Here is a 16,395-nt window from a genome sequence, read left to right on the forward strand (position 1 = left end):
GGCCTCATTTTGCCCCGGCAAACCGCCGGCGAGCGAAACCACGGCGAACCGGGAGGGAGTCAGCGGCCGAGATCGGCGCGCAACCGCGGCTCGTCGACGTCGAAGTAGGAGTGCTCGCGGCCGTCGAGCAGCACCACAGGCAGGCGATCTCCGTACTCCGCGCGCAGTTCCGGGTCGGTGGCCGCCGCCTCGTCGACATCGACGGTTTCCGGGGTCAGCCCGAAGTCGGCACAGATTGCGCGCAGTTGTTCGAGTGCTGTAGCACACAGCCCGCAGCCGGTACGTGTCAGCAAAGTCACCGAACGAGAGGGTCCGCTCATGGTCATCATCAAAACACTGCGCGGCACGGCCGATCCGGCGCACCGGGTCGCGGGAATCCGTCGGCTCCGCCGGTTAGTGTGGGATGTGGTTCGCGCGAACGGGCGGAGGTAGTCGGTGCCGGAACGATCGAGGATGGCTAGGGGCGGCTTCATCGCGGGCCGGTTCGGCGAGTTCCCGGTGCGGTGGAACGTGGGATCGATCGGCCAGGGGCTGCAGGATCAGATCGCGCGCATCTCGCGCAGCCCGTTCGGGCCGAGCGAGGAGGAGGTCAGGGCGAACCTGGCCGGCGAGGCGAGCGCCGACGCCGCGCTCACCCTGCACGAGTCGGAGCTGGCCGAGGGAATCGACATCGGCACGCCGGAGGTCCCCCGCGACCTGACCGCGGCCGCCTTCTTCGACGTCGACAACACCATGGTGCAGGGCGCCTCCATCGTGCACTTCGCCCGCGGCCTCGCCGCGCGCAAGTACTTCAGGACCTCGGACCTGATGGACGTGGCCTGGAAACAGGTCAAGTTCCGGGTCACCGGCAAGGAGAACAGCACCGACATGGCGACCGGGAGGGAGAAGGCGCTCGCCTTCATCGCCGGCCGCCCCACCGCCGAACTCGCCGTGCTCGGCGAGGAGATCTACGACGAGATCATCGCCGACAAGATCTGGCCGGGCACCCGCGCGCTCGCCCAGATGCACCTGGACGCCGGCCAGCAGGTCTGGCTCGTCACCGCCACCCCGGTGGAGCTGGCCCAGGTGATCGCCAAGCGCCTCGGCCTCACCGGCGCGCTCGGCACCGTCGCGGAGAGCGTCGACGGCAAATTCACCGGCCGGCTGGTAGGCGACGTGCTACACGGGCTCGGCAAAGCCCACGCCGTCCGGGCCCTCGCCATCCGCGAGGGCCTCAACCTCAAGCGCTGCACCGCCTACTCCGACAGCCACAACGACGTCCCCATGCTGTCGCTGGTAGGAACCTCGGTAGCCATCAACCCGGACTCCGACCTCCGCGAGGTGGCCCGAAACCGAGGCTGGGAAATCCGCGACTTCCGCACCGGCCGCAAAGCAGCCAAGATCGGCGTCCCCACCGCCCTTGCCCTCGGCGCAGCCGGCGGCGCGGTAGCCGCGGCGGTAACCCACCGAAAGAACCACTGACCTCGGGCGAATGCCGGGTCGAACTCAGCCGAGTACCGGGTTCCGCCGCTTCGCCAGCTGCCGGTACAGGGTCTGCTGGATGGTCTCCCGAACCTGATCCGTCACCTCGAACATCAGCATCGGATCGTCGGCGGCCTCCGGCGAGTACTCCGCCGTGGCGATGGGCTCCCCGAACTCGATGTACCACTTACTCGGCAACGGCACCGCCCCCAGCAGCCCGAGGTGCGGGAACGTCGGAGTCACCGGGAAGTACGGCAGCCCGAGCAGCCGCGCCAGCGGCTTGATGTCGGCGAGCTTCGGATAGATCTCCTCCGACCCCACGATCGAGACCGGAATGATCGGCACCCCGGTCCGCACCGCGGCGGCGACGAACCCACCCCGCCCGAACCGCTGCAACTTGTACCGGTCGGCGTAGTCCTTCCCGACCCCCTTGAACCCCTCCGGGAACACCCCGGTGAGCTCACCGGAGCGAAGCAGCCGCTCCGCGTCCGGCGGGCAGGCCAGCGTATGCCCCGCCTTCCGGGCGAGCGTCCCGAGCACCGGCGTCTCGAAGACCAGATCCGCCGCGAGCAACCGCAGCGCCCGCTGCTTGGCGTGGTGGTCGTGCACCGCGAGCTGCAGCATCAACCCGTCGATCGGAATGGTCCCCGCGTGGTTGGCGACCAGCAGCGCACCACCCACCTCCGGCACGTGCTGCATGCCGTTGACCTGCACCCGGAACCAGTGCTCGGCGAGCGGCCGGAGCGCGGGCAGCAGCACCGACTCCAGCAGGTGCTCGTCGAAGCCGAACTCGTCGACCTGGTAGTCGCCGGAGAGCCTGCGCCTGGCGAACTCCGCGGTGCGGTTGATCCCCCTGCCGAGCAGCCCGCGGACCAGCCCGGAGACCGACTGCGGTGGCTTCGGCTCGGCCGCGGGTAGTCGGTCGGTGAGCGAGGTGACCGAGCTGGCCGTTGCCCGGCCCGCGCTGTCCGGCCAGCGCCGCGAGGTTGGTCGCTGCCTGGTGTCGACAGCGGCCTCCGGCAACCGGATGACCTTTGCTACGTCGTTCATCTCTGTGCTCCCGTACCGGCCCCGACAAGGCCGAGCAGTTTGTTTTCTGCGGCATCGATCCATTTGAGGTCGATGACGGGTCGCAACGCTGCGCCCCCGATGAAGTCGTCGAAAGCCTGCACCGTGGTCCAGCGCGGCTGGAAGCCGAGCTCGGTGCGCATGCGAGTGGTGTCCAGCCCGCAGCCGAAGTGGAAGTAGTCGAGCTGTTCACCGCTGAATTCGCGCATGACCCGGCCCATCAGCGTGCGCCCGACGGTGCGGAAGACCGAGAACGGCACCGGCACCTGGATCCGGCCCGCCCGGCGCACTACCTGGGAGAGCGTGAGCGCGCCGTCGCCCGCCACGTTGAAGGTGCCGCTGGCGACGGTGTGCGCGGCGTGCACGAGCGCGGCGACCGCGTCCTCCTCGTGCAGCAGCTGCATTCTGGCGTCCCGGCCGAAGACGGTCGGCGTCACCGGCGACCGGAGGTATTCGATACCGCGCGCGGCGAGCCGGGGCCCGACGATCGGGGCGAGCCGCAGGGTGGCGATGGCGATGTCCGGCCTGCGCCTGGCCAGCCCGCGGACGAAGCCCTCGACCTCGATCATGTCCCTGGCGAAGGCGCCGCTCGGCGGCCTGCGGGCACCCATCTCCTCGGTGAACTTCGCCGGGTCCTTGGCACTGCCGCCGTACACCGCCGATGACGAGCGCACCGCGACGCGGCGCATGGTCGGCGCTTTCTGACACACGGCGAACAATTGCATCGCGCCGAGCACATTGAGATCCTTCATGACCGCGCGGCCCCCGCCCGCCGGCGGATGGGTGAGCACCGCGGTATGGATGAGGGTGTCGACCGCATTTCCGTCGACCACCTTGCGGATCAACGGATTTCGAATATCGGCACGCACGAATTCGGCCCGGCCCATGCGGCGGCGGAGTTCCGCGCTCGGCATCACGGAATCGACCGCGAGCACCCGCTCGATCGCGGGGTCGCGGGCGAGCCTGGCGACGACGTCACCGCCGAAGAACCGACTCGCACCGGTCACCATCACCACCGTGGGCTGGTGGCCGTCCTTCGTGTCTGAACCCATTCGCACCGGATCCCGCCTGATCGGCCCCCCAGGCATATGTTCCGCGTTCCAGCGTAGCGGCTGTGCACTACGACGCCGACAGTATTAACCAGGTTCTAACGATGACTTCAGTCACCGGATACATGGCGCGCGGATACCGGGGATAAACCCGACCGCTCGCTCGAAATAACCCGGTTACGGCGGAGATCGATGCGGGTGTTGAGCGCGCAACAATATCGCGTGGAAAGAATACGAAAAGCCCGCCACCGCGATCGGTGACGAGCTCCACGCACGACGCGAGGGGCTACTTGCCGAGTTTGCGCCGCTGCACCCGCGTGCGGCGAAGCAGCTTCCGGTGCTTCTTCTTCGACATGCGCTTGCGACGCTTCTTGATCACTGAACCCATAGGGTCGTCCTCGCGTTTCCTCTACTCGGCGCTCGTGGCGCGGCTGACACTGTTTCGCTCGCCCCGCCGGTCTCCGGACACACCGAAGCGGTGCCACCGGCGGGCGAACACGAACCGACTGTTCATCCTACCGGGACACCGGAGCCACTCCGAATCCGCCTATCCGGCGTCGAAGTAGGAGGTCTCCAGGTATTCGTGCACCGCCTTGGCGTGCACCCGGAACGACCGACCCACCCGCACCGCGGGCAGCTCTCCCGAGTGGACCAGCCGGTACACCGTCATCTTGGAGACCCGCATCAACTCCGCGACCTCGGCGACCGTGAGGAATTGCGTTCCACCGGCGAATACCGATTGCCCCGGTACGGGGCCGCCAGGTGGTCGTGTTCCACCGCGGTTCGACGGCGAGCCCGGCCCGCCGGTTCCGTTGTTCGCAGACATCTTGTTCGCAGACATCATCGCACCATCGACCTCCGGCACGTCCGCGCCGCCGGCTTCCCCACCGGCGGAACAGACACGCACGTGCTCCTTGAAGCTTAGCGGGACCAGTGGTGTTGCTGCGACGGGAGTGAGAAATCGGGTTTCCCCAGCGTGAACCGCCCGGTCACTCCGCCGACGACCCCTGTTCCGCCGAGCGTCGCGCTGCGGCGTGCAGCGCTTCCAGAAAAGCCGAGCGTACGCCGGATCGCTCGAGTTCGCGAAGGGCGGCGGCGGTGGTCCCGGCCGGTGAGGTGACCGCGGCGCGCAGGTCGACGGCGCTCTGCTCGGAACCCTCCAGCAACGCGGCGGCACCCAGCATGGTCTGCACGACGAGGGTGGTCGCGACATCGCGGGTCAGGCCGAGGCTCACGCCCGCGTCCACCATGGCCTCGACGACGAGGAAGAAGTAGGCGGGGCCGGAGCCGGAAACCGCGGTGACGGCATCCATCTGTGCCTCGGCCACGGTCACCACCTTGCCGACCGCGCCGAGCAACCCGGTGACCAGCGCCAGATCCTCGGCCTTCGCGTGCCGGCCGGGTGCGAGCGCGCTCATACCCTGGCCGACCAGCATGGGGGTGTTCGGCATGACCCGGACCACCGGCGAACCGGCGGGCAGCTTGGCCTCCAGCCGCGCGGTCGGGACGCCCGCCGCCAGGGATACCACTATCTGGTCACCATCGCCGCCGAGCATGGCCTTGCCGAGCGCGGTGAGCACCCCGTCGACATCGTTCGGCTTGACCGCGATCACCAGCACGTCGGCGCCGACCGATGCGTCCTCGATCGAGCCGGTGACCCGGACCCCGAATCGCTCGGCGATCAATTCGGCCCGATCCTGGTGCGTCTCGACGACCACCAGATCCTTCGCCACCCGCCCGGATTCGAGCAGCCCGGCGACCAGCGCCTCCCCGATCCGGCCCCCGCCGATCACCGCGATTCTCGTCATGGGCCCCAAGGCTAGCCTTACCGGCGCGGGCTACCGCTGCGGGATCAACGCGAGCTGCCTGCTCTGCGCCACCACCGCCCCGGTGCTGTCCAGGACCAGCTGATCCTCGTCGAACATGCGGCCGCCGATCTCGTGCGTCGTCGCGATGATCCGCAGCCAGCCCGGTGCCGGACGCCTGCGCAGGTAGGTGGTCATCTGCACGGTCGGCGCCCAGCCGAAGTGGCCGCGGTTCATCGCCACCGGCGGGCTCATGTCGGCGGCCATCATGGCGAAGTACGCCGCCACCGCGGGGTCGTTCGCATCGCCTGCGCGCGGGCGCATCCAGAGCCGCAGCCGCGGCTCGGCGGTGTGATCGCCGTCGAGGAAGCGGGCCCAGGTGCGGTCCATGAAGACGTCGGCGCCCCTGGCCACGTTCACGATCTTGCCCATGGGCGAGCCCGGCTCGTAGCCGACGGCGTCGGCCGTCGGCTCGGCGGGCATGTCGCCGTGCTGCGGCGCGTAGATCGGCTCGGCGTCGTCCAGCGCGCCGAAGGTGAAGGTGGTGCGGACCCTGGTCCGGTCGCCCTGCACCAGCTCCGCGTCGACCAGGCAGATCTGCCTGCCCACCTTGCGGATGCGCACGGCGTACTCGACCTGGCCCGCGTCCGGCGCGCCGAGGAAGTCGGAGCTGGCGGCGATCGGGGCCATCGCGGTGAGCTCCGGCTCGACGGTGTGCAGCCAGCGGGTGGCGGCGGCGGCGCTGCCCGCGACCATGGTGCCGCCGTGCACCTTCGCACCGATGGTCCAGATCGGCTCGATCGCGCCGAGGTAGCGCCCGGCGCCCGCCGCCTCGGCGGGGATCTCGGTGACCGCGCAGACCCGGCTGAACGGGGCGTCGGTGGCGGTGGACCGATCGAGATCGGCGGTCGACTGCGACATCGTCACTCCTGTCCCGCCGCGGCCGGGGCGGGCGCGACGTTCGTACAGCGTAAACCAGGCCCCCGACGGGACGTCCGGATGGTGGGCGGTCGCCCTCAGTTCTGGTTGGCGCCCGCCACCGGGCGGCCGCCGCAGTGCGCCCGCGCGAAGGTGAGCGTGCGGCGCAGCATGACCGCCCGCTCCTGCGCGGTCTTCGCGGTCTGGGTATTGATCTCGGCGACGACGTGGCCGCGGAAACCGCTCTGCAGCAGGCGATCACACAGCTCGGCGCAGGGCTGGGTGCCGTCGCCGGGCACCAGGTGCTCGTCGTGCGCCGCGCCCCGCCCGTCGGCCAGGTGCAGGTGCGCGAGCCCGGAGCCCATCCGCTCGGCCAGCGCCAGCGCGTCGGTGCCCGCGGTGGCGGTGTGCGAGAGGTCGAGGGTGTAGTTGCGGAAACCGACGTCGGTGGGGTCGTAGGAGGGGCTGAAGGCGGTCAGTCCGCGTCCGGGGCCGCCGCGCCGCTCCAGCCGCCGCACCGCGCGCTCGCCGCGGCCGAACAGGGTGTCGGCGCGCATCGGGAACATGTTCTCCACCGCGACGATCACCCGGCTCCGCTCCTCCAGCTCGGCCACCTGCTCCGCGAAGCCATCGGCGTAGCGGCGCTGCCAGCGGAACGGCGGGTGCACGACGACGGTCTCCGCGCCGAGTTCCTCGGCCGTGCGCACGCTGCGGTCCAGCTTGGCCACCGGGTCGGCGCCCCAGACCCGCTGCGAGATCAGCAGGCACGGGGCGTGCACCGCGAGCACCGGCATGTCGTAGCGCCGGACATAGCTGCGCACGGTGGCGAGGTTCTGGCTGGCAGGCTCGGCCCAGACCATGAGCTCGACCCCGTCGTAGCCGATCTCGGCCGCATACCGGAAGGCCGCCTCGGTGTTCTCCGGGTACACCGAGGCGGTGGAGAGCCCGATCTGGATGTTCGTCATGCCTGCGAACCCATCAGCCGGTACTGAGCAGGAACGCCAGCGGGCCGAGCGTCACGAAGGTGCCGACCACGACGGCGATCACGGTGCTCAGGATGTCGTCGGTGCGGCGCAGCACGCGGACCAGGGCGACCAGGCCGAGGATGACGATCATGGCGAGCGCGAGCGCCACCCAGGGCAGCATCTCCCACATCCGCTCGAAGCCCTTGAACAGCAGCATGCCCGCGACCGCGGCGGCGGCGCTCTGGCCGCCGAGGATCATCCACTGGCGGCGGTTGAGCTCCTGCTCGGAGAGGTGGGAGCGGCTGCTCGCGGGCTGCTCCGCGCCCGCGCCGCGGTGGGGGAGCTTGTCCTTGAGCGAGCGGCTCAGGCCGCCGAACCCGGCGGCAACGCCGCCGAGCAGCGCGACCTTCGGCTTCTTGTCCCGCTTGCCCTTGCCGCGCTTGCCCCGGCCCGGTGCTTCGAACTCGGCGGATTCGTAGTCGTCGTCGAAGTCGGGGCGGTACTCGCCGGCCTCGTAGTCGTCGTACTCCCCCGTCTCGAACCGATCGTTCTCGAACTCGGGGTCGTAGTCGTCGTACTCGTCGTCGAAGTCGCGGCGCTCTCGCTCGCCGTTGCGGAGCAGGTCGCCCGCGACGGTCTGGCCGGAGATCAGCGGCTGCTCCTGCGGCGGGGGCCAGGACGGTTGCGGCGGGCCCTCGAGCTCGGGGCCGGGCGCCGGTGGTGCGGGCCGGCGTCGGCGGGCCGACCAGGCCGGGAGGCCGCCCGCGGGCGGCGGGGTGCGCGGGACCGGGCCGGATTCGGGGTCGTCGCGCAGGGACCACGCTGCGGTGGAGGGGGATTCCTCGTCGGGGCCCTGCGGTTCGGGGCCGTACGGGCCCGCACCGTTGCGGCCGTCGAGATCCGGTCCACCGTTCGGGCCGGGGGGGCCGTTGAAGCCGGGGGCTCCGTTCCGCCCCGGCGCCGCGCCGAGGTCAGGGCCGTTCGGGCCGGGGAACGGCGGGGCACCGTTGCGGGGCTCGGGTGCACCGTTCGGGCCGGAGAACGGCGGGGCACCGTTGCGGGACTCGGGTGCACCGTTCGGGCCGGAGAACGGCGGGGCACCGTTGCGGGACTCCGGAGCGCCACCCGGGCCGGAGAACGGCGGGGCACCGTTGCGGGGTTCGGGTGCGCCGCTCGGGCCGCCGAAGGCGTTGCCGCCGTTGCGGCCGAGGTCGGGAGCAGGGCCGAAACCCTTGGGGGCGCCGAAACCATTGCGGTCGGCATCGGGGGCACCACCGAAACCGTTGGCGCCGTTGCGGCCGGGGCCGGGGTCGGGGGCGCCGAGCCGGCCCGGCGCGCCGAAGGGGCGCTCGTTCGGGGGCGCACCGTTGCGGCCGAAATCCGTGCGGGGCCCGAAGGGGCCACCGGCGTCCGGATCGGGCTGCCCCTGGCCGAATTCACCGCGACCCGGGTCGGCATCGCGGCCGCGCCGCCCGCCGGCGAACGGGGTGATCCTGGTGACCTCGCTCGGCCGCCCGGCATGCGGCGCCGGGTCGCTCCCACGGGCACTCCCGCCGCGCGCGTTCTCCCTGGCCGCCCGGACCGCCTCCTCGGCCGCCCGCTCCGTCTCGGCCCGCGCGGCCTCCGCCGCCATCGCCTTCTCGACGCGCGCCGACTCCGACTCCTGTTCGACCTGAGCCGCTTCCGCCGCCTCTGCGGCGCGCCTGCGCTCGGCCCGGCTCAGCCGCGGGCTCTCCGAGGTGTCGATCCCGATGCCGTTCGGCCGCGGGGCGGCCGCTTCCGGCTCGTCCTCGTCCGCACGCCTGCGCCTGCGCCGCCCGGAACCGGTCTCCGGCATCGGGAACGAGGGCTGCTCGTCCTCGTCCCTGACCCGCCGCCGCCGCCCCTGCTCCGGTGCGGCGGGCCCGCCTGCGAGCGGGTCGTAGTAGGCGATGGGGCCGGAGACCGGCGAGTAGCTCGGCAGGTCCGAGGCCGGGCCCGGCGGCGGATACGCGGGCGCCGCGGCGGTTTCCGGCGGCCCGTAGGCGGAACGGGCGGGCGCGGAGGGGGTTCCGGCGTCCTGGCCGTACGGGGTCAGCCCGTAGGCGGCGAGATCGAAGCCACCCGTCGGCGGCGGCTCCGGCGGCGGCTCCGCGTCCGGCGCCGCGTGCGACGAGCCGCCGGGCGTCACCGCGGGTTGATCGCCGGTCAGATCGGCGACCGAGATCCCGCGGCCCGCGCGCCTGCGCCTGCCACTCGACGCGGCCGACGAACCACCCTGGCCGTTGCGGGCCAGCAGTTCGGCGACCGAAAGCTGTTTGGGGTCCTCACTCATGACGGCACCGTTTCGATCGGACCCGCCGACTCCGCTGCGCCGGAGTTCGCGGCCTCGACGACCTCGCCTCCGGACAGCAGTGCGTCGACCGGTCCGCCATTCATATCAGTATCCAGTTTGCGCAGGATCAGACCTTCACGCAGCGCCCAGGGGCAGATCTCGAGCGTATCCAGCGACAGTGCTCGCATACTCGCCTCCGCGACCAGCGCGCCGGCCACGAGTTGCTGCGACCGGTCCGAACTCACGCCTTCCAATTCCGCCCGGTCCGCCGCCGTCATCCGGGAGATGAACGCGATCAGCTGACGCAGGCCCGAACTCGTGAGTGTACGGCGCACCCGCGGCCCCGCGCCGGACGGTGCCGCTCCGGTCAATCGCGCGAGCGAGCGGAAGGTCTTCGAGGTACCCACCGCCAGGTCCGATTTGCCGGGTTCGAGCAGTTGCTTTGCGGGCGCGACGAGTTCGGCGTCGAGCCAGTCGCGCAGCACCGCGATCCGGCGCTTGCCGGGCGGATCCTCGTGTAGCCAGTCCCTGGTGAGCCGGCCCGCGCCGAGTTGCAGCGAGATCGCGGCGTCCGGCGCCTCGTCGGAGCCGGTGGACATCTCCAGCGAGCCACCGCCGATGTCGAGGTTGATGATCCGGCCTGCGCTCCAGCCGTACCAGCGGCGCACCGCGAGGAAGGTCAGCCTGGCCTCGTCGACGCCGGTGAGCACCTGGAGGTGCACCCCGGTCTCGGCGCGCACCCGGTCGAGCACCTCGTCGGAGTTCCCCGCCTCGCGCAGCGCCGAGGTGGCGAACGGCATGAGCATCACGCAGCGCGAGGTCTCCGCGATGCTGGCGAACTCGCCGACGGTGTCGATCAGCCTGCGCGCGCCCGCCTCGGTGATGCAGCCGTCGTCGTCCATGTTCTCGGAGAGCCGCAGCGCCGCCTTGGTCGAACTCATCGGCATGGGATGCCCACCACGATGCGCGTCCACCACGAGCAGGTGGACGGTGTTGCTTCCGACGTCGAGCACTCCGAGCCGCACTCCGAAAAGGGTACCGGTACCGTCCGGCCCGCGAGTGCCGCGGCGGTGCTGTTAGCGTCTGGCATCGTGACGGCAAGCGCATCCGCGAGCGAACCGGCCCCGCCCCCAGCTGGGCGGAAACTGGATCCCGCGCCCGAGGTCGAGCTGGACTTCCCGCGCGAATGGATCGAGTTCCAGGACCCAGCTAACGACGAGCACCTGATAGTGGCCGATCTCACCTGGCTACTCTCCCGCTGGACCTGCGTCTTCGGCACCCCCGCCTGTCAGGGCATCCTCGAAGACCGCCCCGACGACGGCTGCTGCTCGCACGGCGCCTTCCTCGCCGACGACGACGACCGCAAGCGGCTGCAGCGCGCCGTGAAGCTGCTCACGCCGCAGGACTGGCAGCTCATGCCGGAGGCGACGGACGAGAACGGCAAGATCACCAGGAAGCGGTACCTGGAGCAGGACGAGCTCGAAGACGAGCCCGCGCTGCGCACCAGGCGCTACGAGGGCGCCTGCATCTTCCTGAATCGCCCCGGGTTCGCCGGCGGCGTCGGCTGCGCGCTGCACACCATGGCGCTCCGTCGCGGCATCGAGCCGCTCGAGGTCAAACCGGACGTGTGCTGGCAGTTGCCCATCCGGCGCACCCAGGAGTGGGTCGACCGGCCGGACGGGGTGCAGATCCTGCGCACGGTGGTCACCGAGTACGACCGCCGCGGCTGGGGTCCGGGCGGGCTCGACCTGGACTGGTACTGCACCGGCTCCCCCGACGCGCACGTCGGCGCGCGCCCCGTCTGGCAGTCCTACGGCCCCGAGCTGACCGAGCTGCTCGGCGCCGCGGCCTACGCCGAGCTGGCCGGGCACTGCCGCAGGCGCGAAGGACTCGGCCTGATCGCAATCCACCCGGCAACGGTGCACGCCGGGCGTTTGCCGGATCCCGTGGAATAGGCGTCACCGCCAGGACATGCGAACTTCACCTGGATAGGGTTCACTAGTTTTCCATGTTCGGAAACACCCTGTTCACAAAGGCTCGCTTCAGCAAGGCCGTCGCGGCCGCGGCCATCGGAGCGGGTGCCTGCCTCGCGCTCGCCGCCCCCGCGTCCGCCGATGACGTCGACCCCGCCAGGTTCGGCGACTACACCCACACCTTCGTCAACGGCACCGACCCCGCGGCGGCGGCACGCGCCGCGCAGGACGGCAAGAACGTCATCGTCAGCCCGTACGGGACCTCGCACACCATCGCGTGCAAGGGCAACGGGACCACGGTTCCGCTCTACGAATGCCTGCAGGAAGACGATCTCGGCTGGATCACCCTGCAGAAGATCGACCTCCCCGCCATCGGCCCCGCCTGGGTCTACTTTCCGTAATGTTCGGCGCGCCTTCGGCGCGCGTGTTCGCGGCCTCTGAGGCTCGCGTTCGAGCACTCGAGACTCGCGCCTGCGGCGCATGCGCTTCGAGTGCTCGAACGCGAGCCGGCCGCGAACGGGGCTCGTAAGACTCGCCCCTCCGCATCTGGGCCGGGCGTCTGCACTTCGGTGCGGGCGCCCCTGTTGTTGTCGGGTGCCGGTCGGGCGGATGGCGGGCTGCGGGCACGGGTGGGAGCCTCGGGCTTTTATGCCTCGAGTTTGTAGCCCAGGCCGCGGACGGTGACCAGGTGCTCCGGCTTGGCCGGGTCGGACTCGATCTTCGAGCGCAACCGCTTGACGTGGACATCCAGCGTCTTCGTATCCCCGACGTAGTCGGCGCCCCACACCCGGTCGATGAGCTGCCCGCGGGTGAGGACGCGGCCGGAGTTGCGGAGGAGGTACTCGAGGAGGTCGAACTCCTTGAGGGGGAGAGTCACGGGCTTTCCGTTGACCAGGACGGTGTGCCGGTCGACGTCCATGCGCACCGGCCCGGCCTCGAGGACACCGCTCTCGGTGCCGCCGTCGAGATCGTCGCCTGCGCCGCGGCGCAGGACCGCGCGGATGCGGGCGATGAGCTCGCGGGCGGAGTACGGCTTGGTGACGTAGTCGTCGGCGCCGAGCTCGAGCCCGACCACCTTGTCGATCTCGCTGTCCCGCGCGGTCACCATGATGACCGGGACCCCGCTGCGGGTGCGCAGCTGCTTGCAGACGTCGGTGCCGCTCATGCCGGGCAGCATCAGGTCGAGCAGCACGATGTCGGCCCCGGCCCGGTCGAACTCGGCGAGCGCGGATGGGCCGTCACCGACGACGGTGACCTCGAAGCCCTCCTTGCGCAGCAGGAATGCGAGCGGGTCGGCCAGCGACTCCTCATCTTCGACGATCAACACACTGGTCATGCGAGTTCCTCCACGCGATCTTCTCGGCCCGGCGCTTCGGCCTCCGCCACGATCGACACACCGGTCATCGACGTGCCTCCACACCATTGACTCGACCCGGCGCCTGGCGCGGGCTCGTTTCCTTCTTGCTCGCCCCCGGCAGCACCGGACGCTGGTCGGCATCGGCCTCGAGGTGGGCTGGTATCCGCAGGGTGAACGTGGAACCGGTCCCGAGCTTGCTCCACAGCGTGATCTCACCGTTGTGGTTGGCGGCGACGTGCTTGACGATCGCCAGCCCGAGCCCGGTCCCGCCGGTGGCGCGGGAGCGCGCCTTGTCCGAGCGGAAGAAGCGCTCGAAGACGCGCTCCTGGTCTTCCTTGGCGATACCGATGCCGCGGTCGGTGACGGCCATCGCCACGTGGTCGCCGCGCAGCGATCGGCTGACCGAGACGTGCGAGCCGGTCGGCGAGTAGGCGATGGCGTTCTCGACCAGGTTCGACAGCGCGGTGACCAGCAGCGTCTCGTCGCCGAGGACCTCGAGCCCGCTGGGCCGGTCGGTGCTCACGGTGATCCCGGCCGCCTCGGCGGCGGTGCGCGAGCGGTCGACCGCGGAGTTCACCACGGTGTCCACGTCGACCACCTCCAGCTCCGGCAGCTTCTCGGCCCCCTGCAGCCGGGAGAGCGCGATCAGCTCGGTGACCATCTTGCCCAGCCTGCTCGACTCGGCCAGCACCCGCCTGCCGAAGTGCCGCACCGCCTCCGGGTCGTCGACCGACTCCAGCAGCGCCTCGGCCAGCAGGCTCATGGCGCCGACCGGGGTCTTGAGCTCGTGGCTGACGTTGGCGACGAAGTCGCGCCGGGTGGCCTCCATCCGGGCCTGCTCGGAGTCGTCGTCGGCGAAGAGGACGGTGAAGTTGTTCTCTCTGGAGAGCGGCCTGGCGACGCCGCGCACCGCGATCCGGCTCCGGCCGGGCAACGGGTTCTTGGCCGTGAGGTCGAACTCGGCGGGCTCGGTGCTCTCCAGGACCTTCTCGACGGCGGCCCACGCGCGCTCGTCCAGCAACCGGTTGCGCACCAGCCCGAGTTCCTCGGCGCGAGGATTCACCAGGACGACATCGCGGTACTCGTCCACCACCGCGATTCCGCTCTCCGAGGCGAGCACGATGAGGTCCAGCACCTGGGAGGTCGTCAGCCCCGCCTCGGCCTGCCGCTTCTCGGCCTGCCTGGCGTTCACATAGGGGATGACCAGCCCGCCGACCGCCAGCCCGACAACGGCTGCGAGGACAGCCAGCAGGACGGCCTGGGGAACGCTCACACTCAGAATCGTACGGTCGCCGACGGTTCAGCCGATGCTCGGTACACGAAGTTTCCCGCAGGTCACAGCCACTTCCAACCCTGTTGGCCGGGAGTTAACGCAATGTTGGCCATCCCCAGCGGGGTTCACCCTTCAGCGGGATGCTCACGAAGCTCGGGCGAGTCGGATCGAGCTGCACGTGCTGCGGCAGCGGCCCGGTGTCGACCAGCATCGGCAAACCCTCGCCGACGTTGCCCGCGTAGCCGTCGACCCGCAGCCGGTGCCCCGGCCGCAGCACCGCCTCGGTGGCGGGCAGCGCGATGTCCAGCGCGGCCGGCTCGCCGGGAACGGCGTCCGGGGCGACATCGTCGAGGGTGACCACCCAGTTGCCGTCGACCGCGTCCTGCCCGGAAGGGCTCCGGCAACCGCAGGGCGAAAGGGCGAAGCCCGGCTCCCCCGCGGGGAACCGGGCTTCGGGCTACCTCAGGGCTATTTGCCGCCCTGGTTCGCGACCGCGGCGGCGCCCGCGGCGGCGGCCTCCGGATCGAGGTACTCGGCGGGGCGCACCGGCTTCAGATTCTCGTCCAGCTCGTAGCGGAGCGGGATGCCGGTGGGGATGTTCAGCCCGGCGATGTCCTCGTCGGAGATCCCGTCCAGGTGCTTGACCAGCGCGCGCAGCGAGTTGCCGTGCGCGGCGACCAGCACGGTCTTCCCCGCCACCAGCTCCGGCGCGATGGTCGACTCCCAGTACGGCAGGAAGCGCTCGACGACGTCGAGCAGGCACTCGGTCTTCGGCACGTCGATGCCCGCGTAGCGCGCGTCACCCTCCTGGCTGTACTCGTTGGCCGCGTCGATCGGCGGCGGCGGGGTGTCGTAGCTGCGCCGCCAGAGCATGAACTGGTCCTCGCCGTACTGGTCGCGGACCTGGGCCTTGTTCTTGCCCTGCAGGTCGCCGTAGTGCCGCTCGTTCAGCCGCCAGTCCCGGACGACCGGGATCCAGTGCCGGTCGGCGGCGTCCAGCGCGATGTTCGCGGTGCTGATCGCGCGGCGCAGCAGCGAGGTGTAGACGACGTCGGGCAGGATCCCGTGCTCGGCGAGCAGCCTGCCCGCCCGCTTGCCCTCGGCGACACCCTTGTCGGTGAGGTGCACGTCCACCCAGCCGGTGAACAGGTTCAGGGCGTTCCATTCGCTCTCGCCGTGGCGCAGCAGCACGAGGGTGTACGTCATGCGGGCCATTCTGGCACGTCACCGGCGTCCGCTCCCGGCCCGGCGGCGAGCACCGCCGCGCCGGCGAGGGTGGCGCCCGCGGTGATCTCGGAGTGCAGCACCCGCAGCGGGCGCAGGAAGCCGAGCCTGGCGTGCCTGGTGACGGCGGCGCGCAGCGGTTTCCAGAGCGGCTCGCCGGAGGCCGCGAAGCCGCCGCCGATCACCACCACGTCGATGTCGAGGGTGGCGGCGGCCGAGGAGACGGCCCGGCCGAGCGCGGTACCCGCCCGTTCGAGGGCGGCCTGCGCGGTGGAGTTGCCCGCGGCGGCGGCGGCAGCCAGCTCGGCGCCGTTGCTGCCGCGCCACCCCCGCGACCTGGCCCAGCGCACCGACGACAGCCCGCTCGCCACCGCCTCCACGCAGCCGAAGCCACCGCAGCCGCACGGCACCTCCTCGCCGGGGACGACGATGTGCCCGACGTGCCCCGCGTTCCCGGTGCGCCCGGCCAGCACCCGGCCGCCGGCCAGGATGCCGCCGCCGATCCCGGAGGAGACGGTCATGGCGAGCGCGTCCGGCACCCCGCGCAGCGCACCCGCGCGCTGTTCAGCGAGGGCGAGGCAGGCGCCGTCGATGGCGAAGCGCACGGTGGCGCCGGGGAAGAGCGCGCGCACCGAATCCACGATCGGGAAGCCGGAGCGCCACTCCGGGATATTGAGCGGGCCGGTCACACCCGCGGTGACGTCGACCGGGCCCGCGGCGCCGATGCCGATCACCTCGACCGGCTCGCCGCCCGCGACCCCGAGCAGGAGTTCGCGGCAGACCTCCCAGACACCGCTCGCGGGGACGTCGGCGCGATGCACGGCGCCGAGCCCGAACTCCGCGCCCGGCGGCGCCGCCCCGGCCGCCGCAGGCCGGGGGGAATCCGTATCCGCGGCCGCGCGCACCCGGGCCGCGGCGAACTTGGTCGCACCGATGTCGAGCGCGATCCGCGTCATCGCGGGCACCGCGCAGAAGACTGCCTCACCGG

The 16,395-nt window shown here is 71.3% G+C and carries 17 protein-coding genes and 1 pseudogene; 3 read left to right on the forward strand and 15 right to left on the reverse strand.

The genetic code is table 11. The features are described 5' to 3' along the window. Nucleotides 1–59: 59 nt before the first annotated feature. A complete protein-coding gene (locus tag ACFO0B_RS14565; protein WP_378613803.1) occupies nt 60–320 on the reverse strand; it encodes a glutaredoxin family protein in 261 nt (86 codons plus the stop codon). Between the two features lie 133 nt (nt 321–453). On the opposite strand from ACFO0B_RS14565, the gene ACFO0B_RS14570 reads away from it, so the two are divergent. Further along, on the forward strand, nt 454–1,461 hold the full coding sequence (locus ACFO0B_RS14570; RefSeq protein ID WP_378612964.1) for an HAD family hydrolase: 1,008 nt from the start codon (nt 454–456) through the stop codon (nt 1,459–1,461). Between the two features lie 24 nt (nt 1,462–1,485). Here the strand turns inward: ACFO0B_RS14570 and ACFO0B_RS14575 are convergent, their stop codons facing one another. The 9 genes and pseudogenes from ACFO0B_RS14575 to ACFO0B_RS14615 all read right to left on the reverse strand — a co-directional run bounded on the left by ACFO0B_RS14575 (nt 1,486) and on the right by ACFO0B_RS14615 (nt 10,605). Beyond that, nucleotides 1,486–2,511, reverse strand: a complete 1,026-nt coding sequence (locus ACFO0B_RS14575; RefSeq protein ID WP_378612965.1) for a lysophospholipid acyltransferase family protein — start codon at nt 2,509–2,511, stop codon at nt 1,486–1,488. Then, complete coding sequence (locus ACFO0B_RS14580) at nt 2,508–3,581, reverse strand: NAD-dependent epimerase/dehydratase family protein (RefSeq protein WP_378612966.1); 1,074 nt, start codon at nt 3,579–3,581, stop codon at nt 2,508–2,510. The genes ACFO0B_RS14575 and ACFO0B_RS14580 overlap by 4 nt, the downstream gene beginning before the upstream one ends. Nucleotides 3,582–3,864: 283 nt before the next feature. Further along, nucleotides 3,865–3,966 carry a 30S ribosomal protein bS22 gene (locus tag ACFO0B_RS14585; protein ID WP_003402602.1) on the reverse strand — a complete coding sequence of 34 codons (102 nt, stop codon included), beginning with the start codon at nt 3,964–3,966 and terminating at the stop codon, nt 3,865–3,867. Nucleotides 3,967–4,125: 159 nt separating this feature from the next. Next, nucleotides 4,126–4,422 (reverse strand): helix-turn-helix domain-containing protein, encoded by a 297-nt coding sequence (locus tag ACFO0B_RS14590; protein ID WP_378613804.1) that lies wholly within the window; start codon nt 4,420–4,422, stop codon nt 4,126–4,128. A gap of 145 nt (nt 4,423–4,567) precedes the next feature. Further along, on the reverse strand, nt 4,568–5,386 hold the full coding sequence (gene proC, locus ACFO0B_RS14595; RefSeq protein ID WP_378612967.1) for a pyrroline-5-carboxylate reductase: 819 nt from the start codon (nt 5,384–5,386) through the stop codon (nt 4,568–4,570). A 30-nt stretch (nt 5,387–5,416) separates the two neighbouring features. Further along, nucleotides 5,417–6,304 carry a thioesterase family protein gene (locus tag ACFO0B_RS14600; RefSeq protein ID WP_378612968.1) on the reverse strand — a complete coding sequence of 296 codons (888 nt, stop codon included), beginning with the start codon at nt 6,302–6,304 and terminating at the stop codon, nt 5,417–5,419. Between the two features lie 95 nt (nt 6,305–6,399). Further along, entirely contained in the window at nt 6,400–7,266 is an 867-nt protein-coding gene (locus ACFO0B_RS14605; protein ID WP_378612969.1) for a sugar phosphate isomerase/epimerase family protein, read from the reverse strand. Nucleotides 7,267–7,279: 13 nt separating this feature from the next. Continuing rightward, nucleotides 7,280–7,534, reverse strand: a pseudogene (locus ACFO0B_RS14610) (hypothetical protein); the annotation flags it as partial. A 2,042-nt stretch (nt 7,535–9,576) separates the two neighbouring features. Further along, nucleotides 9,577–10,605, reverse strand: a complete 1,029-nt coding sequence (locus ACFO0B_RS14615; protein ID WP_378612970.1) for a Ppx/GppA phosphatase family protein — start codon at nt 10,603–10,605, stop codon at nt 9,577–9,579. A gap of 120 nt (nt 10,606–10,725) precedes the next feature. Here ACFO0B_RS14615 and ACFO0B_RS14620 point away from each other — a divergent pair, with 120 nt between their 5' ends. Both ACFO0B_RS14620 and ACFO0B_RS14625 read left to right on the forward strand, forming a co-directional pair. Then, entirely contained in the window at nt 10,726–11,535 is an 810-nt protein-coding gene (locus ACFO0B_RS14620; protein ID WP_378613805.1) for a hypothetical protein, read from the forward strand. Nucleotides 11,536–11,588: 53 nt separating this feature from the next. After that, nucleotides 11,589–11,954, forward strand: a complete 366-nt coding sequence (locus tag ACFO0B_RS14625; RefSeq protein ID WP_378612971.1) for a hypothetical protein — start codon at nt 11,589–11,591, stop codon at nt 11,952–11,954. Nucleotides 11,955–12,199: 245 nt separating this feature from the next. On the opposite strand, the gene ACFO0B_RS14630 is transcribed toward ACFO0B_RS14625, so the two are convergent. From ACFO0B_RS14630 to ACFO0B_RS14650, 5 genes are all read right to left on the reverse strand, one after another. Beyond that, nucleotides 12,200–12,889, reverse strand: a complete 690-nt coding sequence (locus ACFO0B_RS14630) for a response regulator transcription factor (protein WP_233020729.1) — start codon at nt 12,887–12,889, stop codon at nt 12,200–12,202. 64 nt (nt 12,890–12,953) lie between these two features. Beyond that, a complete protein-coding gene (locus tag ACFO0B_RS14635; protein ID WP_378612972.1) occupies nt 12,954–14,183 on the reverse strand; it encodes a sensor histidine kinase in 1,230 nt (409 codons plus the stop codon). Between the two features lie 94 nt (nt 14,184–14,277). After that, a complete protein-coding gene (locus ACFO0B_RS14640) occupies nt 14,278–14,544 on the reverse strand; it encodes a CocE/NonD family hydrolase C-terminal non-catalytic domain-containing protein (protein WP_378612973.1) in 267 nt (88 codons plus the stop codon). Between the two features lie 107 nt (nt 14,545–14,651). Further along, nucleotides 14,652–15,389 carry a phosphoglyceromutase gene (locus ACFO0B_RS14645; protein WP_378612974.1) on the reverse strand — a complete coding sequence of 246 codons (738 nt, stop codon included), beginning with the start codon at nt 15,387–15,389 and terminating at the stop codon, nt 14,652–14,654. Beyond that, the gene (locus ACFO0B_RS14650) at nt 15,386–16,363 is read right to left on the reverse strand and encodes an ROK family protein (protein WP_378612975.1); all 978 of its coding nucleotides are present in this window, start codon (nt 16,361–16,363) and stop codon (nt 15,386–15,388) included. The genes ACFO0B_RS14645 and ACFO0B_RS14650 overlap by 4 nt, the downstream gene beginning before the upstream one ends. Nucleotides 16,364–16,395: the final 32 nt, after the last annotated feature.

It is taken from the genome of Nocardia jiangsuensis (genome assembly GCF_042650385.1).
GTDB lineage: Bacteria > Actinomycetota > Actinomycetes > Mycobacteriales > Mycobacteriaceae > Nocardia > Nocardia jiangsuensis.